Origin of the sequence: Paenibacillus sepulcri (assembly GCF_042647105.1) — a bacterium.
Classification (GTDB): Bacteria; Bacillota; Bacilli; order Paenibacillales; family Paenibacillaceae; genus Paenibacillus_Z; species Paenibacillus_Z sepulcri.
In genome coordinates this window covers 7,167,279-7,189,265 of sequence record NZ_JBHRUP010000001.1, presented here as the reverse complement: position 1 = coordinate 7,189,265, position 21,987 = coordinate 7,167,279, and the positions used below count along the sequence as shown (strand labels likewise).

Annotated in this window: 17 protein-coding genes; 7 read left to right on the top strand and 10 right to left on the bottom strand. The window is 51.6% G+C overall.

Annotated elements, in window-relative coordinates; all coding sequences use genetic code 11:
* Positions 1-373: 373 nt before the first annotated feature.
* Positions 374-1,306 (bottom strand): zinc-binding dehydrogenase, encoded by a 933-nt coding sequence (locus ACFOLF_RS31290; protein WP_210039527.1) that lies wholly within the window; start codon positions 1,304-1,306, stop codon positions 374-376.
* A 116-nt stretch (positions 1,307-1,422) separates the two neighbouring features.
* Between ACFOLF_RS31290 and ACFOLF_RS31285 the strand changes: the two genes are divergently transcribed.
* On the top strand, positions 1,423-1,785 hold the full coding sequence (locus ACFOLF_RS31285; protein WP_210039528.1) for a MerR family transcriptional regulator: 363 nt from the start codon (positions 1,423-1,425) through the stop codon (positions 1,783-1,785).
* Between the two features lie 90 nt (positions 1,786-1,875).
* Positions 1,876-2,493 (top strand): TVP38/TMEM64 family protein, encoded by a 618-nt coding sequence (locus ACFOLF_RS31280; RefSeq protein WP_210039529.1) that lies wholly within the window; start codon positions 1,876-1,878, stop codon positions 2,491-2,493.
* Positions 2,494-2,664: 171 nt separating this feature from the next.
* On the opposite strand, the gene ACFOLF_RS31275 is transcribed toward ACFOLF_RS31280, so the two are convergent.
* A complete protein-coding gene (locus tag ACFOLF_RS31275; protein WP_210039530.1) occupies positions 2,665-3,705 on the bottom strand; it encodes a Gfo/Idh/MocA family protein in 1,041 nt (346 codons plus the stop codon).
* Positions 3,706-3,722: 17 nt separating this feature from the next.
* On the bottom strand, positions 3,723-4,574 hold the full coding sequence (locus ACFOLF_RS31270) for a sugar phosphate isomerase/epimerase family protein (protein ID WP_210039531.1): 852 nt from the start codon (positions 4,572-4,574) through the stop codon (positions 3,723-3,725).
* Between the two features lie 134 nt (positions 4,575-4,708).
* On the opposite strand from ACFOLF_RS31270, the gene ACFOLF_RS31265 reads away from it, so the two are divergent.
* Positions 4,709-5,611, top strand: coding sequence for an AraC family transcriptional regulator (locus tag ACFOLF_RS31265; protein ID WP_379113068.1), 903 nt, complete (start codon positions 4,709-4,711; stop codon positions 5,609-5,611).
* Between the two features lie 152 nt (positions 5,612-5,763).
* On the opposite strand, the gene ACFOLF_RS31260 is transcribed toward ACFOLF_RS31265, so the two are convergent.
* The 3 genes from ACFOLF_RS31260 to ACFOLF_RS31250 form a co-directional block, all read right to left on the bottom strand.
* Positions 5,764-10,518, bottom strand: a complete 4,755-nt coding sequence (locus ACFOLF_RS31260; RefSeq protein WP_210039532.1) for a DUF3320 domain-containing protein — start codon at positions 10,516-10,518, stop codon at positions 5,764-5,766.
* A gap of 297 nt (positions 10,519-10,815) precedes the next feature.
* The gene (locus tag ACFOLF_RS31255; protein WP_210039533.1) at positions 10,816-10,974 is read right to left on the bottom strand and encodes a hypothetical protein; all 159 of its coding nucleotides are present in this window, start codon (positions 10,972-10,974) and stop codon (positions 10,816-10,818) included.
* Positions 10,975-11,329: 355 nt separating this feature from the next.
* The gene (locus ACFOLF_RS31250) at positions 11,330-13,729 is read right to left on the bottom strand and encodes a glycoside hydrolase family 95 protein (protein WP_210039534.1); all 2,400 of its coding nucleotides are present in this window, start codon (positions 13,727-13,729) and stop codon (positions 11,330-11,332) included.
* 254 nt (positions 13,730-13,983) lie between these two features.
* On the opposite strand from ACFOLF_RS31250, the gene ACFOLF_RS31245 reads away from it, so the two are divergent.
* From ACFOLF_RS31245 to ACFOLF_RS31235, 3 genes are all read left to right on the top strand, one after another.
* Positions 13,984-15,795, top strand: a complete 1,812-nt coding sequence (locus ACFOLF_RS31245; RefSeq protein ID WP_210039535.1) for a DEAD/DEAH box helicase — start codon at positions 13,984-13,986, stop codon at positions 15,793-15,795.
* On the top strand, positions 15,792-16,742 hold the full coding sequence (locus ACFOLF_RS31240) for a YqhG family protein (RefSeq protein WP_210039536.1): 951 nt from the start codon (positions 15,792-15,794) through the stop codon (positions 16,740-16,742). Before ACFOLF_RS31245 ends, ACFOLF_RS31240 begins: the two co-directional genes overlap by 4 nt.
* 169 nt (positions 16,743-16,911) lie before the next feature.
* Positions 16,912-17,808 carry a hypothetical protein gene (locus ACFOLF_RS31235; RefSeq protein ID WP_210039537.1) on the top strand — a complete coding sequence of 299 codons (897 nt, stop codon included), beginning with the start codon at positions 16,912-16,914 and terminating at the stop codon, positions 17,806-17,808.
* A gap of 21 nt (positions 17,809-17,829) precedes the next feature.
* Here the strand turns inward: ACFOLF_RS31235 and ACFOLF_RS31230 are convergent, their stop codons facing one another.
* Entirely contained in the window at positions 17,830-18,018 is a 189-nt protein-coding gene (locus ACFOLF_RS31230) for a YqzE family protein (RefSeq protein ID WP_210039538.1), read from the bottom strand.
* A gap of 173 nt (positions 18,019-18,191) precedes the next feature.
* Between ACFOLF_RS31230 and ACFOLF_RS31225 the strand changes: the two genes are divergently transcribed.
* Positions 18,192-18,956 (top strand): N-acetylmuramoyl-L-alanine amidase family protein, encoded by a 765-nt coding sequence (locus ACFOLF_RS31225; protein ID WP_210039539.1) that lies wholly within the window; start codon positions 18,192-18,194, stop codon positions 18,954-18,956.
* Here the strand turns inward: ACFOLF_RS31225 and ACFOLF_RS31220 are convergent.
* From ACFOLF_RS31220 to ACFOLF_RS31210, 3 genes are all read right to left on the bottom strand, one after another.
* The gene (locus ACFOLF_RS31220; protein ID WP_210039540.1) at positions 18,924-19,751 is read right to left on the bottom strand and encodes a divergent polysaccharide deacetylase family protein; all 828 of its coding nucleotides are present in this window, start codon (positions 19,749-19,751) and stop codon (positions 18,924-18,926) included. The two genes, ACFOLF_RS31225 and ACFOLF_RS31220, sit on opposite strands and share 33 nt — an antisense overlap.
* A 138-nt stretch (positions 19,752-19,889) precedes the next feature.
* Positions 19,890-21,524 carry an MDR family MFS transporter gene (locus ACFOLF_RS31215; RefSeq protein ID WP_210039541.1) on the bottom strand — a complete coding sequence of 545 codons (1,635 nt, stop codon included), beginning with the start codon at positions 21,522-21,524 and terminating at the stop codon, positions 19,890-19,892.
* Between the two features lie 28 nt (positions 21,525-21,552).
* Positions 21,553-21,912: a MarR family winged helix-turn-helix transcriptional regulator gene (locus tag ACFOLF_RS31210; protein ID WP_210039542.1), complete on the bottom strand. Its 360-nt coding sequence runs from the start codon at positions 21,910-21,912 to the stop codon at positions 21,553-21,555.
* Between the last annotated feature and the right edge of the window lie 75 nt (positions 21,913-21,987).

The following is a 21,987-nucleotide window of genomic DNA, read 5'->3' as shown; positions in this document are numbered from 1 at the left end:
CTTTAACCTCTCTATTTGCTTTTTCAACGGAGTGAATCCCTCCTTCATCACGAAATTTGATTATACATATAATTTTTTGATTGATTAATCGAATAATATTCTCTACAGTTTAATGTGTCAATAGCGAACACTCACAAAATCCCGGTTATTCGAAATTTCCCGCTCGTGGTGAATGCCTTTCCTTGGTTAAGGGGAAGTATCGCCTGCTCCCTTCGGCCCTGGAGTGACTCGAGTGCCGGGTCTATAATAAGAAAGGAGCAGCTGTCTGCACAGCTGCTCCACTCTACCCTAAATCCAAATCCGGAATAAACCATGCAGCCACTCCCGGTACCAATGATCATTTCTTCCATTCCAGTGATTGTAAAATGTCATATTAAGAAACAGAAAGCACCGCCTTGCCAGCGATACGACGGTTTAAGAGGCTTTGGGCAACCTCAGCAATTTCAGTCCAGGATGACTCCTGGGCCACTTGCGGATGCAATCGTCCCTCAGCAACCATCTGAGCTAATCGGCCGAGATCCTTCGATACACCCTGCCGGTCTCCAATCCCATCAAGGACAAGTACACCATCGGGTACGGACTTTAGCCGGGCTTCTAATGTCATCTCAGGCTCTGTTGCAGCTCCAACGTTAACACAGCGGCCGCCGGATTCGAGAAAAGACGAAACAATGCTTAACGATTTTCCACCCAACGTATCCACGATGAAATCGTAAGGTCCTGATGAATGAGCTGCAGCAGCGTCTTCTCCAACGACTATATTGTGTCTTCCTGTCTTTCGGAGACTCGCGGCGCGTTCTTCGCGCCGTACAAGCGCAGTAACTGCAGCGCCTGCTTGATGAGCCAGCTGGCAGGCAAAATGGCCTACACCGCCCGATGCTCCGGTGACCAGGACATTGCGATTAAGTAGAAACCCGCCTCTCTCCAGAGCATATAAAGCTGTGAGGCCAGCGACGGGCAGCGCCGCAGCTTGAGCAAAAGTGACATTTTCGGAAATCTCCGCTAAAAAGGACGTTGGAACAGCCACAAATTCTGCCCATGATCCGGAAGGGACCATGCCAAAGACTCTTGTTCCGATTGGCGGTCCAGATCCATCTGCTGCCGGTTGTTCGATTACTCCTGACAGATCCCACCCTGGCCGCCATCCCGCAGCCGCTCTCATCGAGGTGCGGACCTCGCCAAGATTGAGCGAGACGGCAGAGACACGAACAAGTGCTTCAGATGAAGCAGGGCGGGGAGACTTCACATAGTCAATCTTAAGACGTCCTTCGATTGCTGGACAAACAACAATGGCTCGAATAGTACTCATTTATGCATCTCCTTCTCTTCTTCTTGCATTTTGACATGGTGCTGCTGGACGAGTAGAGTATAAACTATAAAGTATAAAGTATAGTTGAAGGTCAATCCTTTTTTGGGGTGATTCTCATGAGAATTAATACGTTGGCACAAAAAACAGGCTTAACGGCTCCCGCCATCCGATTTTATGAAAAGGAAGGTCTTCTGGATGCACGCCATGTACAGCGAGGAGAAAATAACTATCGTGAATACTGCCAGGAGGCAGTTGAGCATCTTCAGTTGATCAAAAAGGTTCAGACTGCAGGATTTACGATATCGGAGATAAAAGAAGTGATTCAAGCCGATGAGGCAAATGAGCTATCCCTATCAAGGAAGGTTGAGATTCTCCGTCAAAAAATGCAGGAGATTGAAAGAAAACAAAACGAATTGGAACAAGTTCAAACGCATATCTCACGAATGCTGGCGAATAAGCTGGCGTTGATGGAAGCTTAGGAATAAGCCGATTTGATATGCTCCACAGATAGATATTGAGTTGTACGAAGATAAGATAAACTCAACTCTTCAACCTATAAGGAGATTGCAATGAAATTATGGCAGACCTTACTGATCTATGCGGCCGCAATTATATGCCTGCTGATCTACAGGCAGGAAATAACCGATTGGATGATGTACAGCCGTCCATCTTACCTGACTATGTTTTTGCTCAGCCTGTGCTTTCTGCTGTTCCCTGTGCTGCCCTTCAAGATTATTATCGGCATGCTCGGCTTTATCTACGGACCGCTTATTGGCGCTGCAATCAGTTGGGCTGCGGCTTCCACCGCATCAGTCATTGTTTATCTGGTTGTGCGCATATATTTTCAGAAGAAGGGCAGAGCCTACCTGGCTAAATATAAAAGGCTTGAGAAATGGACGGTTTTGATGGAAAAGAATCCGTTTCTGGTCATCTTCCTGGCCAGAATAATTCCTGTATTTCCGCAAGCCATCGTCAATATCTATCCTGCTTTTCTGTCCATTAATCTCCTCACCTACACGGCCGCTTCCTCTTTAGGCAAAATACCGGCGATGCTGGTATTCTCATACCTTGGAAAAAATATATTCTCCGATCTCTCAAACGCATTCCTGGTCATTGGCATATACAGCGCTTTCCTGCTGCTGGTCTATCTCATATATCGTCTATGGCTGAAAAACCGACTGGTATAGCTTTCAATTGAGAGGATGTTAAGCGCGGAAAATAGCAAAAAAGGCGTTGGAAGTTCAACGCCTTTTTGGAACACCAAGAACGTATGAATTTACATCTTTGCACTCCTTGTGGTACTAAAACCGAAGAAACCCGCCTCCGATGGACGGTATTCAGCCGGTTTCTTCTTACTATTAAACCTGCGGTGACGGTTCGTTCTTGCTCCCCAGCGTTACCGCCTCTCCCCTGCGGTCGGCAGAGAGGATCTCGGCTTCAATGATTTCAAGCGAACCAAGCGTGCTCACAGGCTCCGCAGTCGTGATCGGAGTATCGTTCATGACCGATTCCACAAAATAACGAATTTCCCGGTAGTAGCCCATATCCGGAGACAGCTCGGCGATGAAGCCAGGAGCGTCATTGGGATTTACTTTCACCTGATTGTTCTCGAATACGATATTGCCCTTTTCAAAATTAACCCTGTACACCATCGAGAAACCATAATCCCCCTGCAAGGTCCAATCGCACTGGGCATTGATAACTTTACCGTCCGCATAGCTGTAGTTGGTCGATACGATATCGTAGCCGCTGCCCGGCACCACATTACGGCTCATGGACAATACCTTCTCAGGCTTGCCGAAAATCCAGTGAATGGCATCCGTGTCATGGATATGCATGTCCAGCATCGCGCCGCCGCTTTTCTCCCCAATCCGGAACCAGCCATCCGGCGTCGCGCCGCCGCGGAAGAAGTATCCCCCTGTAGCTGCGCCGAAACGTCCGGAATCCACCGTTTCCTTCAAATATTCATAAGCCGGCCAGAAGCGCAGGCATTGACCAATCATCAATTTCTTGCCGCTTTGCTCCGCTGCTGCAATCATCCGCCTGCCATCCGCGGAATTCAGCGCCATCGGCTTCTCGCAGAGCACATGATAACCGCGGCCCAGCAGATCGCAGGTCAAGTCGGCGTGCAAATAAGTAGGAAGCGTGATACTGACCATATCCAGCTGCTCGCTGCTGAGCATCTCTTCAATGTCCGCATACAGACGGTATTTCGACAAATCGGTGATTTGGGAATCCGTCGCGATATTGCCCTCCACCTTCTGATGTTTCAGTTCCTCGATCAGAAGATCGCAAATGGCGACAAGCTCCACCTCCACTCCCTCTGCCTGAAGCCTTACATAGTTCTCCATATGCATGTGGCCCATAAATCCGAAGCCGATCAGTCCAACCTTTAGCATCGTCTCTTCATCCTCCCTTAAGCTCTTGCCGAATCGTTCAAAATCGCATCTATGGAACGGGACGTATTATAGATAATCTGTGTGGAATGATGAGTATACGAAGGAATCATTTCCGCCGTCACATAGTTCGTATAGCCGATTTCCCGAAGGGCCTCGACCACAGCCGGGTAGTTGACGTCGCCAGCCAGCAAATCCACAAAACCGACCAGGCCTCCAGCCTCTCTGCGGTAATCCTTAAAATGCACCTTCTTGATCCGGCTGCCCAAAATCCGCACCCAATGCTCGGGATAACCGGAATAAACCACATTCCCTACATCAAAGTAGGAGCCGACAAAGTCCGAACCCACGGCATCAATAAAGCCCCTCATTTCCAGCGGCGACAGCAAAAACTTGTTCCAGACATTCTCGATACCGATGTGAACGCCTGCGGCTTCGGCATCCGCGGCCAGCAGCTTAATCGCCGCCAGTGCGCGGTCATAAGCGATATCATAAGGTACAACCGGGTAACCGGGGATAAAATCAACGCCAACGCCGCCCGGAATAACGAGAATAGCGTCAACGCCAAAAGCTGCCGCAAGCTCCAGCTGTTTTTTGCAAATGGAGACCGCTTTGTCACGAATCGCCCCGTCGTCGCTTGTCATGGCATAATCCCAATATAAGCCTGTCGCGAGCCCGCTAATTTCAATACCGGCATCCACAGCCAATTGGCGGATTTCGCTGATTTTGGCGTCCGTAATGTCAAGACCCAGCTCGCCGCCCTCGGTCAAAGCCAGTTCAATGCCGTCAAACCCGGCATCCTTGGCGATCCGGATGCATTCTGCAATGGGCATGCCGTCCGGAAACGACCAAATATTGATTCCTTTTTTCATGATTAAAACCTCCCATAACCTGTATTTGGACAATACCGTTTGCCAACGAAACGTCATTTATGTTAAATAAGTAATAGCTAAAGCTATTTTAACAATAGAACAGCCTGAAATATTTAGCGAAAGGAGATCAATTTTTGGACAATTCCGGTTTCCTATATCCTCTTCGCAAGCAGGTTCCCTTTCGCGACTGGTCACCCAGCGTGCATTATGCCAAATTTCAAAAAATGCCGGAGGGTCCGCTCGATGGCAGGCGGATCTATGACTTTGAGCTGCTTTATGTCCGCCAGGGACAAGCTGCCACCTGGATCGGCGGCGAGCGCCACGATATTGCGCCCGGACAATTAATCTTTATCCCGGCGGGTGTTTACCACCGCAACGAGGTGCTTTCTTCCTATGCGCAGTTTATGGGCATTCATTTTGATTTTCAGGATGAGCTGGATATTGTGAGCGAGGTGGATATGGTCGTGAACGAAGCGGCCGTCCAGGAGATCAAGTTCGGAGTGGAAGCGCTGGCCGAGGGCTTCGAGCCGCTTTCGGAGAAGCTCGTCTACACGCCTACCCCATTATGCGTCCAGCTGATGGAGCAGATCGTGCATGAATTTACGATGCGCCCGCCCGCTTATCACTTGCTCTGCAAAGCGCTGATGCTGCAGGTATTGGGGCTGCTGCTGCGCTCGCAGAGAACTTACAATCCCGTCAACCTGCCGCTTCAGGGCGACCGGATTCTGGAAGTGATGACGGCCATGGAGGCCGACCCGGCTGCTTCATGGTCCAATCCGGTTCTGGCCGAGCAGCTTGCTATGAATCAGGATCATATGATCAAGGTCTTCAAGAAGGTCGCAGGCATGCCGCCGGGGGAATATGTGCAGATGCTCAGGCACAGGGAGGCAAGAAGGCTGCTGCGGGAGACGAATTTGTCGGTAGGAGAGATTGGAGCGCAGGTTGGCTATCCGGATATTCATTATTTCAGCCGCTTATTCCGCAGCAGCGAAGGAATACCCCCGAAGGCTTACCGGAATCTGGCCCGTATTCTGTAGGACGGGGCGGCTTGATGGTAAGGGTACCTTGCAGGCGGTAAATTCCTCCCTCCGGCGCCTATGGGGATGGAATGCTTCGTGCAATCATGTCAAAAAAGGAACCCACATAACAACAGCGGATCCCTTTACCTTTCATTACAAACAGTGGTCATCTAATCCGTAACCAGGATACTGCCCTTCAATGCCAGCTCCCCTTTGCCCAATAAAGCTTCGATAATCTCATGGCAGCGTGCCTTCATTTCCTCGGTCGCCCGCGAGAAACCGAGCAGTTGATAAGCTTGGGGAATCGCCTTATCTTGTTCAATGCCGAAGCTGTCCCGAGCCACTTTCATCACGGCCTCCGTTATTTCCTCATCGCAGAGCCATTCCGGCTTCTTGCCTGTCTTCATTTCACTGCGGCTGCGGATAACGGGGGTATCCATATCCCGAAGCCATAGGAAATCTCCTCTGCGGTCAACATTGGCCGCTATAAAACACGACTTCTCAAAGATATCCTGCATGCGGCTGCCGACCCGCTTGATGCCTAATGCTTCACTGATGCGTTTCATGGTCTCCTGGATATGAACCGGACTTTCAACAGCAACCACCTGAGCGATCCAGGAAGCTACTGTCGCTACAGGAACCATATGAAACTCCTGTCCCGCAAGTTCAATAGAAAGCTCAGCCGCTTTATACTTTGCAAGCCCGCTCACTGACGCTTGCTCCTTTGCCTCATCACGACTGATTTCGTAATTCCCTTGTGTCTCCCTGGCTGTCTTCTCCGTATCCGGGGCGGCTGCGGCGAATTTCGCCTGTTCGATGGCTTGAATGACCCGCTTCAGTTCGCGATCCGGATGCCGGAACCAATCCGTGCTCCAGATCCGGTGGATGGTCCAGCCAAGTCCCTCCAGGATCTCCTGCCTGAGACGGTCCCGGTCCCGCGCGGAACGGGCGCTGTGATAGGCTGCGCCATCGCATTCGATACCAAGCAGGAATCGTCCCGGAACAAGCGGATCAACGATAGCCAAATCAATGAAGAAGCCTGCTGAGCCGATCTGCGTCTTCACCTCATGGCCGTGTTCTATCAAAGATCGGCAAACCGCCTCTTCGAACGGCGAATCCATCGCGGCCCCTGTCTCCATTGGCACGTCAAGGATGCCTAGCTCCGCATATTTCAGGAAGGTCTTGAGCGCCTTGACGCCGCGCGCACCCGTACGGTTCAGGTCGATATCGTCAGATTTGAGATTCGTGAATACTTCACATCGTAGTCTCGCACGGGTAATAAGAACATTCAGCCTTCTCTCCCCACCCTCGCGGTTAAGTGCACCGAAATCCATCGCAAGATAACCCTCGGAGGTTCTTCCGTAGCCTATGCTGATGAGGATCACATCCCGTTCATCTCCTTGCACATTCTCCAGATTCTTGACGAAGAAAGGCTCATGGGGATGTGCGCTGAAGAAAGATTCGCAGATCGGGTTTGAACGCCTCATGATTTCAATCTCGTCGAGAACCGCCTGCATCTGAGCCATGCTGAACGCAGCCACCCCCAGCGTCAGCTCTGGATGAAAGCGGGCATGCTGCAGCACGGCTGCGGCGATAGCTTTGGCCTCCATCCTATTGGTGCGCGTCCGCCCGCGATCATAATGCGTATCGCTCAAATAGTTATAAATCAGACCGGAATGGCTTTTACTGGCATCAGGACTCGGAAACACCACCAGCTTATTATCGTAAAATTCATGATTAGACACGGTAATAAGCGATTCATGCCGGCTTCTGTAATGCCATTTGAGCATGCGCTGCGGGGCGTTCTGGCCGACGAAAAGTCCCAAAATACTCTCGATATCGGCAATGAAAGAGTCCTCATCGCCTTCCTCCTCCTTGGCAAGCGAGTCAAAGAAGTTTGACGGTGGCATCTGCTTGCTGTCCCCGACCACAATGACCTGCTTCGCTCGGATAATGGCGCCGAAGGCATCAACCGGCTTGACTTGACTAGCCTCATCGAAAATAGCTAGGTCAAATTCCAGGCTGCCCGGCTGTATATAGGCGGCAATCGAGAGCGGTCCCATCATGAACACGGGCTTGATCGCCTGAATCGCATGGCCGGCTTTGACCATCAATTGACGAATCGGCAGATGCCTGGTTTTCTTCTCAAACTCCCTGCGCAAAACCCCCAGCTGTCCTCCCGCTTCGTGCCTGGGAAGCTTGCTCCAATGCTCATCCGCCAGCTTGAAACGGTTAAGCTCAACCAGCTTCCGGTCCAGTTCCCGGAACTTGACTATGGCATGCTCATGCCGGTTGCCTTCGAACTGCGGGAGCACATCGCGTTCAAGAAACGCGCGGGAGGCCAGCGCCTGATACCAGTTCCAACGGAAGCAATCTACTAAATGGGGAGGGTCTTCCCCCGTGTACTGCTCCATGAGCCGCAGGAAAGGGTCCAGTTCCTCCACCCTGCACAGTTGGGCCAGATTATTATAGGAAGCCAGCTGCTGAAGACTCGAGGTACGGTCTTTCCAGAGATTCAATAGCTCGGCGAGCATAAAGAAATCCAGCTGAATCAGCTTGGAACTGTCTTCCATCCTCTTGGACATATTGAATTCCAACGCTTCCTCCAGCGAATCAATCTGACGTCTCACCTCAGTCAGGCTGCGGCTCAAACCGGCAGACGCAACCCGCAGACGCTCAAGAGCCAAACCGTCGGGGCTCTGTGAACTCCGCAGAAGCTCCAGCATCCAATGGGGCAGGCTGCCTGCAATAATTTCCTGATGAAGAGCAGTCATCCATTTACTGGTGGCAGCTATCTTTTCCCAGTTGGAGAAGGCTCCCTTCCAGTCCTCTCGAAACAGATCCCTCACAAGTGTTTCGTGTGCCCCTATAAATACCTCGTGGTGCCGCGCATCGATAACGGCATCCAAAAGAGGCAGCAGCGAACCGGTATCCTTCAGATTCCTGCATAGTCCAAGAACTTTGTTTCTGGCTTTACGGTAGGTTCCAGAAAGAAATCTCCACCACTTGCCCTGATAAGTTACAAGAGCCTGCCTTTCTTCAATCCAATCGTGCTCCCAGGCTTCCGGCAGCAGATGGGCATCATACTGCTCATGGATTCGTGAATAGGCAAGCCCTGCCTCCCCAAGCTTATCCAGCGTCCCCGCTTCCCTGACCCACTTATCCGAATCTGCCAGCACTCCCTTCAGATCAGGTGCTTGGACAGTTCTGTCCAGCAGTTGAATATATACGGACAACTCCGCTGCGTCCTTCACAGGCGGATTGCCAAGCTTTAGCGTATATTCCCGACAGCTGTCAAGCAGAGCTTGAAGGTTTTCATCCGCGGCGAGCACCTGTTGCCGGAGAGTTTCAATCTCGAAAGGCAGCACAACTTTGATCCCGCTTCCCCAGAACGGATGAAGGGCAGGCAGGCCCATTGACTCCATGAGTTTTTGCAGCTCCTCTACCAAAGCTTGCCTTTTGGTAAACTGCTCTGCCGTCCAGGTTTCCATATTAGGCATAAGGACTTTGGGCAGCGTGATATCCTTGTTCGCCAATTGATACTCAGCTAATCTGCCCAGAGCCTGGTAAGGCGTGACTCTGGACTGTCCAACGGGAGTATTGATCGCATTGCTGTAGTCATTCAGCCGGGTACGCAAATCCTCCAGAAGTGTAAGGTTCCCATCTTCCTGATAGTTGGGCTTGCCCAGATCCAATGTGGCGGCCAGCTCACTCAGCAGCGTTTTCTTATTGGTCTTATGGCTATGGAGCTCTAGACACGCGACGCCAAGGCCGGCGGCATCCAGCCTCCGCTTGACGACCTCAAGTGCAGCCATTTTCTCGGATACGAACAGAACCTTCTTGCCTGCTCCAATCGCTTCGGCGATAAGATTGGTAATCGTCTGTGACTTACCGGTGCCGGGCGGTCCTTGAATAACCATATTACGCCCTTGATTGGCATCAAGAATAGCCATGATCTGGGAACTGTCGGCATCCATAATATGATGGGCTTCCATCAGCTTGAAATAACGATCGATAGGTTCATCATCGCCGATCAGGGATGGCTGCTCCCTGAATCCATCCTCAAGCAGTGCACTGATAATGGGATGCCCCTCAGGCGAAGAATTTTCAGGCCAGTTAGCCGCATCAAGGTCCCGGTACATCAGAAATTTACCGAAGGAGAAGAAACCGACGGATATCGCCTCAATGTCTACCTTCCAGCGCTGCTGACCGGAAACAGCCTGCTTTACTGCGGAAAAATAAGCCTGAACATCCAGCCCTTCTTCCTCTGGCAGCTCGGGCAATTCAATGGCGAAGTCGGTCTTCAGCTTGGCCGCAAGAGACAGATTATGCCCCAGCTCATCGTCTGTGTAGGCAATCGTAAACCGTTCGCGGGCGCTTACACGCGCAAGCTGAACCGGAATCAGAACAAGAGGCGCTTTGCGTTCTTCTGCGCTTATCTCCGTCTCATGCCAATGCAGCATGCCAAGCGCTAGATAAAGAACATTGACCCCCTGCTCCTCAATATGCGTTCTGGCCGCATGATAGGTACCAAGCAAACGGGTCTCAAGCTGCTTATCGGAATAATTGGTTTGAAGCCTGGTACCCGACGTATATCCTTCCCTCTGTTGCAAATCCAACGCTGCCGTATACTGCTGATCCTGCTGGCCTAAATGCTCCGTTTCCACGAACTCCATGGCTAATGCATCAGCTGTAATTTCGTCTGACTCCACATTAGCAGGCTTTACCTCGGAAGCAGCCAGAAAAGTCAACTTACGCTTCTCTTCAACCATAAGGCGGTATAAATCCTCCGGTTTCTCCTGCACAATATCGAGTCCTCTGGCTTTGAGTGTCCGGTAATTAAGGAGAGGATTGCGAAGTCCGAGATCGAGCAGTTCCTGCCTCGCAAGCTCTAGTTTCCTATGAATACTGGTTTTCGGGACCATGCGGCTTCCTCCAGTTGCTATGTATGTGACTTGCTGCATGAACGAACTTTATTTCTTTCATGACCCTATTATAAAAGAACTGCAGAGATTAGACCATGAAGACGTGAAGCAAAAGTGGGGGATCCAATGCGGCTGCAAAATATCAATCAAGGGGACATCTATTTCGGGGATCGGCATTACGCCCGTTATTGATTCATGCGGCAATATGCTGCCGCCCTGCATCTGAACCACCTTCCTTACAAGGAGAGTGGTTCATTGCATCGCATTGCATTACATTTAACAGAGCATTCGGCTTTATCAATCCACATCCTTATTTGATTTTCCAGTTACTTCCTTCATCTTCCTCCTCTTCTTTTCCTTATGATCCAAATAAAACAGAAGCGAAAAAAGCAGCACACCCAGTATAACGATTATCCATCGAACGGTTGGCGGCATCATCAAAAATGAATAAGTCATAATGAAACACCTCCCCTGAATCGTGTATTGATAAACTCAATTTTCGCGGCTGCGAAAGTTGAGTTATAAACGTATAGAATTTTTATATGTTCAGCGCTATAAATTTCTATAAGTTTTTTTGTCGGAATAACGCGCTTTGCCGCCAAAGGGCGTCGATAGCTGGTTCCTCTTGGATTAATATCCATTATAAAGGTTTTAATTGTAAAAAAAACCTTTATTAAGTTCATTTTTATAATTTGTCCTTTGAATACAGATTTCGTCCTCCATGGAAGGATTCCATTACAGCCCGGTTTACGTAAAGCAGGCCTTCCCTTTTGAGAGAAGGCCTGCTTTCATCCCAGCCGCTACGCAACCATCAGGAAACAACAGAGCTTTCGACGGCCGTAAGCGTGTACGTTTTACCTGGTTCGGTATCAAATGAAATCAAGCTGCCCGGCATAAGCTCCGCAGCGATTTCTCTGCCATTCTCCGACACAATAACGGACGAGTCTGCATGCACCAGACAACGCCCTCCTTGTCCGGAAGTTATGGCAGCCTCCTTCAAGCGGCCGCTATCCCAAGCGAGATCCACTTCGAAGTCTCCCCTTGCCTTGAGCCCTCTTACCCAGCCGCTTTCCCAAACATCCGGAAGAGCCGGCAGCAGGTGAATAAATCCCTTCTGGGATTGCAGCAGCAGCTCCGCAATGCCGGCGGTAACGCCGAAATTGCCGTCGATCTGAAATGGTGGATGGGCGTCGAACAAATTCGCATACACCCCGCCATGGTGATAATTCGTATGCTTTTTATCTTCGACCAGACGAAGCAAATTGGAAATCAGGGCAAACGCCCGATTGCCGTCCATGAACCGCGCCCACAAATTCACCTTCCACGCCAGACTCCAGCCGGTTCCGTCATCCCCCCGCCGCTCAAGCGAACGCTCCGCTGCGGCGAACCACTCCGGCGTATCTTCTCCAGTGAGCTGACGGCCAGGAAAAACACCGTAAAGATGGGACACATGGCGATGATTCACGTCTTCATCCTCAAAGTCCAGACTCCACTCCTGAAGCTGGCCGTATTGTCCGATCTGCAGAGGCAGCAGCCGCTCGCGCGCTTTGGTCAATTCCTCGCGGAAGGTTTCATCGGCATCCAGCCTCAGAGAAGCCTCGATACAATTGGTGAACAGCTCCCAAATGAGCGCCATATCCATGGTCGACGCCCGGCTGACCCCAGCAAGCGAACCGTCAGGCGCTACAAACTTATGCTCAGGCGAGGTTGACGGGGCTGTAACCAGATTGCCCTGTTCATCTTCAATCAACCAATCCAGGTAAAAATGGGCTGCTTCTTTCAGCACCGGAAACGCGCGGTCGCGCAAGAAAGAATCGTCCTGCGTAAAGCTGTAATGCTCCCATAGATGCTGGCACAGCCACGCGGCGCCCATCGGCCACAACGCCCACAATGGATCGCCATGGCCGTAATCCCCAGCCGGCGATGTCAGGCACCAAATATCCGTATTATGATGAGCCGTCCATCCCCTGACCCCATAATTGACCTTGGCGGTTGAGGCACCATTAACCGATAAATTCTCAATGATCTGCAATAATGGTTCATGGCATTCCGACAAATTGCAGCTCTCCACCGGCCAATAATTCATTTGCGTATTGATGTTGATCGTATAATTGCTGCTCCAGGGCGGCCTCACCTCCTGATTCCATATCCCCTGCAGGTTGGCAGGCTGGCTGTCCTGACGGGAGCTGGCAATCATCAAATAACGCCCGTAATGAAACAACAGCTCAACCAGCGCCGGATCAGCGGCTCCGAATTCTTCAATTCGCCGGTCGGTCGGCACACTTGCGGCAGCTGAAGAATTTCCCAAATGAATGTCTACACGATCAAAAAGTCTGCGGTAATCATCAACATGGGACTTAAGAAGCTCTTCATATGATTTGATCATAGCAGCGCTTAATTGCTCTTTCGTGATTACTGCCGGATTTCTCCCCTCGACCGAAGGGATCCTGTCAAAGCCCTGAAAGCTTGTTGCGGCGCCAAAGAATAGCGTAACGGAGTCCGCATCCGACACATGCAGCCCGTCGGCATCGGTATGGAGTGTGCCCCCTGTATTTACTGCGCCCAGACGTCCTGTGAAGCTCATCGCTCTGTTCGACGCGCTATCCCCATACACGATTGGCCGGTCGGTTGGATAATAGCTGGGATCCACATTCTCGGGAGCTGTCCCGTGCAGAACATGCTGCTGATCCTCCTGACTCGTACGGGAGCGCAGCTGGCTTGTCAGACGGGCGCTGAAGCTGATCATACCGGGACGGTCGGCCTGCAAACGCATAATGATCGCCTGATCCGGGTAGGAGGCGAAGGTCTCCCTGGTATAGGTCACCTCTCCAATCTGATAGGTCAAACAAGAAAGCGCTCTCTCTATATCGAGGCTGCGTTCATATGAACCTGCAATATCGCCATGATAGAATTGAAGATGCAAATCGCCAAGCGGAAGGTATGATTGCGTATACGGGCCCAGCATTTCTCTGGACAGTTTGTAAGCGTCCATGAAATTCTCTTCGGCGAGCAAACGTCTGACCTCCGGCAGCACTTCCAGCGCGTGAGGATTATTGAATTCTCTCGGGCTTCCGGACCATAACGTATCCTCATTCAGCTGAATCCGTTCTTGTTCCACCCCGCTGAAGATCATTCCCCCGAGCCGGCCATTTCCTATTGGAAGCGCCTCCACCCAGGAATGAGCCGGCTGCTTGTAATGAAGCTTCTTCATGGTTATTCTCCTTCCTCTCGCTCAATATCATCTAAATCATAGATCGTTCAGAGTCGGTTTGCAAGAGTAATAACGTCCGCTGATTAAGCTGACTTACGAGACATCATCCGGCTCCGCATCCATAGGATTGACGGTGCGCCCCTTGCGCCGGACGCACCTTCTGTCATTATTTCTCCGACCCTCTTATGAATTGCCGGCTTGAAGGTCATACTAAGGACAATCAATCCAATTCCTTCCCCGGAAAGGAGTCCTTCATGGCCCACTCTACAAACCATCCGCAGCAGTCGGAGTCCACTTCCGGTCCTGGTCCTGCAGGCCGCAAACTGCATCCGAATGCTCCGCTTTATTTTGACCGCAGCTGGTTCGATCAGCTTCAGGACAAAGTCGACCGCAATGGTCCATGGGACGACTGGACCATGTATCAGCTGGCTGTCGAAGCCGAGCAGACCAAGCTGATCAGCAGCTTCGACGATCTCCAGTGCCTACGCAGCCTGCCCGCGCTTGAGCCGATGCCGCATCAGATCAGCACCGCCCGCAAGGTGCTGCACGAGATGAGCGGCCGTGCCATTCTCGCTGATGAGGTGGGGCTTGGCAAGACGATCGAAGCCGGTCTCATCCTCAAGGAGTATCTTGTTCGGGGGCTCGTCCGCCGCGCGCTTATTCTGGTTCCCGCTTCACTCGTTCTCCAGTGGGTGCGCGAGCTGAATCAGAAATTCGGTATCGCCGCAATCGCCCAGAAGAAAGAGCATACCTGGCAGCATGACATTGTCGTGGCCTCCATCGATACGGCGAAAAGAGATCCGCACCGGGATATGCTGCTGAGCCAGGATTACGATCTGCTCATTATAGACGAAGCCCATAAGCTCAAGAACAAAAAGACAACCAACTACCAGTTCGTCAATCTGCTCCGCAAAAAGTATTGCCTGCTTCTGACCGCAACGCCCGTACAAAACAACCTGGACGAGCTGTATAACCTGATTACGCTGCTCAAGCCCGGACAGCTTGGCGGTCAAAGCGAATTCGCCAGCAATTTTGTCGTGGATAAGCGCATTCCCAAGAATGAGGGCCAATTGCAGGAAACGCTGTCCACGGTTATGATCCGCAATCGCCGCGGCGACGGCGGAATCAACTTTACGAGACGGATCGTCAAAAATATCCCGCTTTCGCTCTCTAATGAAGAGCAGGCGCTTTATGATGCCGTGACGAGATTCGTAAAAGAACGCTATGAGGAAAGCGATGGCGATCTGAGCAGCATGCTTTCGCTGGTCACGCTCCAGCGCGAGGTGTGCAGCAGCCGCGATGCCGTCTTCCTCACCTTGGTGAATATGTTCAAGAAGACGCCGGAGGATTCGCCTAAACGCGCCAAGATTTGGGAGCTGGTAGAAGTCATCCGCGGCATCCAGGCCAACACCAAGGCGGAGAAAACGTTGGAGCTCGTACGCGCCATGGATGACAAGGTCATTGTCTTCACGGAGTACCGCGCAACGCAGGAATACCTGCTGCAGTATTTCCGTTCGCAAAATATTACCGCCGTACCGTATCGCGGAGGCATGAATCGGGGTAAGAAAGATTGGATGATGGATTTATTCCGCGGCCGCGCCCAGGTGCTGATTGCAACCGAGGCCGGGGGCGAAGGGATCAATCTCCAATTCTGCCATAACATGATCAACTTTGATCTGCCCTGGAATCCGATGCGGGTTGAGCAGCGGATCGGCCGGGTCCACAGGCTGGGTCAAACCAGCGACGTGAACATTTTCAACTTGTGTACGCTGGGAACGATCGAGGAGCATATTGTGTCCCTGCTGCATGAGAAAATCAATCTCTTCGAGCTGGTAATCGGCGAGCTGGATCATATTCTGGAACGTTTCGACAAGAAAGAAACGCTCGAACAGAAGCTGGCGCGCGTCATGCTGGAGTCCGGGAACTCCGCGGAGCTGCGCAAACAGATCGACGATCTGGGCAATTCCCTGAACCGGATCCGCAGCGAAGTAGAATCCGAATCGTCCCAAGGGCTTGAAGCCATTGATGCCATGCTGGATGCAGTAGGCCAGGAGGTGAGACCTTGAACGAGCGTCAGGTCCATAAATTTGTCCAGCGTTATCTGGAGGCAACAAATTGTCATGTAATGGAGAAATCGCCTGCTCATTACCTGGTCAAGCTTTCGCCCAAAGCGGACCGGGAGCTCATGAACCGGACCTATTATTGGGGGTTCATCGACCGAACCGGCGCTGAGCCCGAAACAATGTCGCTGCTGCTTGTTACCGACAAGCAGAAATATGACGAGGCTGCCGCGCAGGAGAAAATCCGCACCGAGAAAGCTGCCGCTCCATCCGAAGCGGATCAGGCGGCGGAAGCGGCGCTCAGCCGCACGCGCGGCTTCCTTCACGGCACCTTGAATACGGCGGCGAGAGTGCCGCGCGAGGATTTGCATTACGGCTCTCACAAGCTGAAGCAGCTGTTCGATTCCGCCCGGCATAACGGCAGCTACGTCTGTCTGTTCCAGGAGCCCGAGAAGCGCAGCGCCCACCCTCTCCAATCTACGGCTTATACCGCGTGGCTTGGAGTGAATTTGAAAGTGGAATTCGCCTGCGATATGAAACGGGAGGAAATTCACTCCTTTGGCGTTTCACTGGCAACCGGACAATGCGTGGAACGCTTTTACGACCGGATTACGCAGCATCGGATGACACCCAAGCTGCCGCCCAATATACACACCGCCAAAAACGCATTAACGCTTAACAAAGCGGCGACCATCGCGGAACAAACGCTGGAGCGGAAGCTGAAGACCTACGATTACGCCTGGGCGGCTGCAGCCGCGGCAAGGCTCGATGAAGAGCTTGTCACTCTCCATCACTATTATGAGCCTCTGCTTGCTTCCATTGACGAGGAGCAGCGTACGCTCATTACCGAGCAGTTTCAGCGGAGGCAGGATGAAATCCGCTGGCAGTACGAGCCGCGGGTGAGTGTATCCGCCATAAACTGCGGAATCTTCTATCTGGAAGGAATCGGCTGACACCTGAAACGACAGGAAACCGGAGGATCCTTGGTTTCTTCGCAGCAATACGGCAAAAATAGAACGGAGCTTGTCCGCTTCGGCGCGACAGGTTCCAACACCCTTTTCAGACAGGCTTGTTTACAATGACGTTATGACCCAAACCTATGAAAGAAGCAGGTGATAGCTCATGCACAAACGAACTCCGTTATTCGCCGCCATTATTTTGCTTATGGTCAGCAGTCATGTATCAGCAGCGGCCGCAGCGGAAGCGAATGCTTCTTTATCTCTTGAGAATCCATCACAGCTGCAGACGCAGGTACGAGCATGGATGGATATTTTGTCTGAGCAGCAGCAATTTCATACCTGGAAAAACGCTGAATCCGCCATTGTTCCGCTTGGTCCGGGCACACATGGCTATCTTGTCACGATCATCCTGGACCGCCAGCCCATCGGCTACATGATCGTCAATGCCACTGAGCAGGGCGGATATGCCCTCGGTGAATACGGTGTCGGGCGCCACCCAATTTTTGATCCCAATACGCTGTACCTTTCATTGGTACGGCAAGGACTTATTGAATCTTATGCCGAAGCAACAAAAAAGCCGCTCCGGCTGGAACGTATATACGTCCATCCATTGCTGGCTGTTTGGAAATGGGATGCCCCTGATGGACAAGCCTATTATCTGGATGCCTGGACCGGCGGGGCGCTTCCGGTCAATGATGCCATGTGGCAGAAGCAGCTGTCAGTCAAGCCGCTGGGCCTTGCTGCGGACGTGGAGGCAAGCACACTTACAGGCCTGTCCGGGTCCCGTTTAAACAGCTCATTCGATCCCTATGAAACCATGCCGTGGCTGACAAAATCTCCGCTCATGATTGAACAGCCAGGCTCATTGCTCAAGCTTCTGGATGATCAGGCGAAATTACGATACACAGCCGAGCTGTTCGATCAGACTGTTCTCCATGTCTGGCCTGCCGTCGGGTACCACACATGGAATGACCAAAACGTATACGTAGCTTTCGATCAGCAGGGCACGCGTTATGTCCCGCTGGAAATGCTGGTTGGCAATGGTCTTTTCTATCAATAATGGCGATTTGAAGCTTGATTTTTATCTTCCGCTTCGGCTGCGCCACCAGAGCGCGACGCCGAGAGGCGCGATTCCAAACCATTTCGTCAGCCAAGGCTCGCGTGAAGCTTTGGCTGTTTGGCGTGACTGTTTGCGTTCATCCTTGGATGTTTCCACGTATTGAACAAACTGCTCGGTCACATATTTGACCCACTCATCGCTATCTGCCATCTTCTTCGCCTCCTTTCTTCTACGTATATATTCATTCCTGCGTTTACGCCTTCACCGCATGTTCATTCATTACCTTTAGTCTCCCCTTCAATTGTTTCGCTCAAACATGAATGAGTTTCCTTCATCTGTGCCAGTCTAAGGAGAGTGAACCTGATAGTGGAGGAATGACTAAGATGCTCCAACGACCGCGTTATCTGACAAAGAAGCATTATTTCAAAAAATGGCTGTTCCGGACAACTGCGATCTGCCTGGCCAGCTTCTGCTGCCTCGGTTTTCAACAAGAAGTTTCCGCGGGTGCTGAGCCAGTACCTGAAGAGCAAAAGACCGCCGCTGTTCCGGAATACCACAGAGCACTGCCGACTACTGACGTCATTATTGATGTAGGCCACGGAGGCATAGACGGCGGCGCCCATTATGAAGACTTGCTCGAGAAGGATATCAACCTTGCTGTAGCGAAGAAGCTCTATTCGCTGCTGCGGGGCTATGGTATCCGTACCGTCCTTAACCGGGATGGCGATTACGCCTTAAGCGATGACAACCGCTGGCATTCGAGCCGCTCCCGGCATAAGCGCGATTTGTCCCAGCGCAGCCAATTGTCCGGCGAGATTCACAGCCGGCTTATGGTGAGCCTGCATGTCAACTGGACCAAGAATCCAAAACGCTATGGTCCTCTCGTTCTCCATCAGGACCAAGGGGAAAGCGCACTGCTCGCCTTCTGCATCCAAGATGCCCTGAACCGCCAGCAGAACACCAACAGATTGCCCGTGATCGGCAAACCCTTCTATCTGCTCAATGTTGTCAAACAACCGGCCGTCATTGTCGAAATGGGCTTTATCAGCCACGCCGGAGACCGCCGGATGCTGACAGATCCCGGCCGGCAGCAGGAAATTGCCGACGCGATCGCATCAGGGGTGCGGAATTATGTCCTTCTCCGATGAGGGGGTGAGCATCTCGGAAAGCCGGACGAAGTTCATGCTTTGCTGCAGCCTCGGGATGGTAACCTTGAGTACTGCGGCTGTTTTCTTGCCCGGAACACCGACATGCCCGATAGCAACGCCTGTCGCATGAGAATCCATATGCTTGTGCAGGATGCCCAGCTGTTTGGCGATATGACTTTCCGTATATACATCATCGAGAAAAACATCATTCGAGAGCAGCGGCACACCCAGCTCCGCAGCGATCTTGGGAATTACGGTCTTGTAGGTGGTGCGGCTGTCCAGGAAGAACATCCCGTGTTCCTTCACTACTGTCAGGACGATGCGCATGATATGCTCGTCCGCTGTTACCTTCGATCCCATATGATTGTTCATGCCGATGGCATACGGAACATCCCTGATGGCCGCTTCCGTCCGATGGCGCACCTCCTTGTCGCTTAAGGCCGAGGTAATGGCTCCGGGACCAAGCCATTCCCGTTTGCCGCTGTTCGGTTCCATCGGCATATGCACCAGCACATCATGGCCGCGTTTATGCGCCATTTCCGCGTCATGTCTGGTCATGTGCATGAAAGGCATGACAGCGACGGTGAAATGAACAGGCAAATTCAACATTTCCTTCGTTCCATCCGATCCATTGCCAAAGTCGTCAATGACGATGGCAACCTGTCTGTCCTCAGGGCTTCCAGCGTCTTGGATTATTGCCCCTTCAAGCCCATCGGCAGCCGTATGGTAACTCATCTGTACGCTGATCAGCAGCAACAGGATCAGCGCCATCCGTTTTATCCGGTTGTTCATCATTTTAGAACCGCCTGCTTTCCCTTCGAGTTACACTCATTGTTTGTGTGCGAAGGGCAAAATATGTGCGGATGACGGACGTAAACACAAAAAAACAACCCTCCCATAACTGGGAAGGGTTGCTTTTCCAGACATTTTCCTTTAGTGCATCATGGGTGCCGCTTCTTTTCTTTCTTTGCGGGATTTCTTATCCGGCTGCGACAGCTTGATCTTGCCGATCATCAGACTCATCACAACGCCCAATACGATAAAAGCAAGACCGACCCAAAACACATGCTGCAGCGAACTGATCAGCGTGTGCTTTAATATAGGCGATACCTTCTCGACAAAAGACGCCGGCAGCGCTTTGAGAATATCCGGACTGAGCAGCATGGAATAGACGCTTTGCGGATCGCTGTGAATGCCGTCAATCATCTTGGCGGCAGTACCCGTCTGGTCATCCATGCCGGTGAGCACCGGCTGCAGATCCTTCGTCAGAAGCTTGCCGGACTGGCTGTTCATCACAGCGCCAAGCACCGTCATACCAAACGTACCCCCGATGGAGCGGAAAAATTGGCTGGAGGAGGTTACGACGCCCAGCTCCGATTTAGGGAAGCTTTCCTGCAATGCCAGCGTCAGAAGCGGCATTACGAATCCCATGCCGAAGCCCATCACCATCATAATGCCCGATGCGCTGAGCTTGGTTGTATCAATGTCCATGGTTGTAAGCAGCATGAATCCTACCGCCATAATAATCATACCAAGGATCATCTGTACTTTGATCCCGATCTTGTATACAATTTGCCCTGCGATAATGCTGGTAATAATCATCGTAATCATGAGCGGCGTCATGACCGTGCCGGATGCGGAAGCGCTGATTCCCACAATACCCTGCATAAACAATGGAACGAACATGATCGCGCCGAACATGCCCACGGACATCAGAAAACCAATCGCGTTGATTGTGCTGAATACCCGGTTTTTGAACAGCTTGAGCGGAAGAATCGGTTCCTGGGCTTTTGCTTCAATCATAAGGAATGCGGCGATAGCCACAGCAGCCAGTGCGAACAATCCAATGATCTGCCACGAACCCCAAGCGTAATCCACGCCGCCGAATGTCAAGGCCAGCAGCAGGCTGACAACCCCGACAATCATGGTAAGCATGCCCGGTATATCAAAAACAACCTTGCCTTCTGTTTTGTGCTTGGGAAGTGCCAGAGCGATCAGAACGACGGCAAGAAGTCCTACGGGAAGATTGATATAGAACACCCAGCGCCAGTTCAGCGAATCGACGATCCAGCCCCCGACCTGAGGTCCAATGACGGACGATAATCCGAATACGGCTCCGAAAGCTCCCATCCACTTGGCGCGTTCCTTACCGGTGAAGATGTCTCCGATAATGATCATGGCCATCGGCATAATAATACCGCCGCCGATTCCCTGCATCGCGCGGAAAATAATGAGCCAGGTCATATCCTGCGCGGTTCCGCACAAAGCAGATGCGCCGATAAAAATGACAAGGCCAGTCACATAGACGACCCGTCTTCCGATCAAATCCGCCAGTTTGCCTGCTATCGGAACGACGACAGTGGAGGTCAGCATATAAGCTGTCGTCAGCCATGCCATGAGACCAAGTCCACCAAGATCCCCAACAATCCGCGGCATCGCAGTACCGACAATGGTCTGATCCAATGCCGCAAACAGCATGGCAATCATCAAACCGAGAATCAATAATCCTTTCCCCTTTCGGACTGTATCCGTGGGAGTTTCGCTCTTTACAGCGCCAGTTGTTTCCATTCTTGCTCCTCCTTTTAACCTTGTCAAACTAGTCCTTGATGATCTTCTCAAGCGTAACAAGCATATTCTCTATCTCATCCACACTCAGCTTGCTGAAATATTGCCCGATCAGTTCATTATTCTGCTCTTCAAGCCGCTTGCTCGCAGCCCGGCCGGCATCTGTGATCTGCAGCAAAACAACGCGGCGGTCGTTATGGTCAGGAAGACGAACGACAAAATCCAGAAGCACCAGTCTGTCGATCATCACGGAGATCGCGCTCGGCTTGACGCCCATCTGTTCAGCCAATGCGGTTACTTTAAGCGGTCCGTTATCCCGGATTATAAATAAAATTATAGATTGGGGTATGGTCATTTCCGATTTGTAGTTGTTTGCAAATTCATGCGCCATTTTCCTTCTGAGTGTTTGAAGCACACCCCTGAATCGTTCAGCGTGCGCATTCATATTGGTTTCTATAAGTTTTGA

Coding starts and splice junctions, on each gene's coding strand:
- ACFOLF_RS31290 (WP_210039527.1), bottom strand. CDS start 1,306: ATGAGTACTATTCGAGCCATTGTTGTTTGTCCAGCAATCGAAGGACGT.
- ACFOLF_RS31285 (WP_210039528.1), top strand. CDS start 1,423: ATGAGAATTAATACGTTGGCACAAAAAACAGGCTTAACGGCTCCCGCC.
- ACFOLF_RS31280 (WP_210039529.1), top strand. CDS start 1,876: ATGAAATTATGGCAGACCTTACTGATCTATGCGGCCGCAATTATATGC.
- ACFOLF_RS31275 (WP_210039530.1), bottom strand. CDS start 3,705: ATGCTAAAGGTTGGACTGATCGGCTTCGGATTTATGGGCCACATGCAT.
- ACFOLF_RS31270 (WP_210039531.1), bottom strand. CDS start 4,574: ATGAAAAAAGGAATCAATATTTGGTCGTTTCCGGACGGCATGCCCATT.
- ACFOLF_RS31260 (WP_210039532.1), bottom strand. CDS start 10,518: ATGGTCCCGAAAACCAGTATTCATAGGAAACTAGAGCTTGCGAGGCAG.
- ACFOLF_RS31255 (WP_210039533.1), bottom strand. CDS start 10,974: ATGACTTATTCATTTTTGATGATGCCGCCAACCGTTCGATGGATAATC.
- ACFOLF_RS31250 (WP_210039534.1), bottom strand. CDS start 13,729: ATGAAGAAGCTTCATTACAAGCAGCCGGCTCATTCCTGGGTGGAGGCG.
- ACFOLF_RS31245 (WP_210039535.1), top strand. CDS start 13,984: ATGGCCCACTCTACAAACCATCCGCAGCAGTCGGAGTCCACTTCCGGT.
- ACFOLF_RS31235 (WP_210039537.1), top strand. CDS start 16,912: ATGCACAAACGAACTCCGTTATTCGCCGCCATTATTTTGCTTATGGTC.
- ACFOLF_RS31230 (WP_210039538.1), bottom strand. CDS start 18,018: ATGGCAGATAGCGATGAGTGGGTCAAATATGTGACCGAGCAGTTTGTT.
- ACFOLF_RS31225 (WP_210039539.1), top strand. CDS start 18,192: ATGCTCCAACGACCGCGTTATCTGACAAAGAAGCATTATTTCAAAAAA.
- ACFOLF_RS31220 (WP_210039540.1), bottom strand. CDS start 19,751: ATGATGAACAACCGGATAAAACGGATGGCGCTGATCCTGTTGCTGCTG.
- ACFOLF_RS31215 (WP_210039541.1), bottom strand. CDS start 21,524: ATGGAAACAACTGGCGCTGTAAAGAGCGAAACTCCCACGGATACAGTC.
- ACFOLF_RS31210 (WP_210039542.1), bottom strand. CDS start 21,912: ATGGCGCATGAATTTGCAAACAACTACAAATCGGAAATGACCATACCC.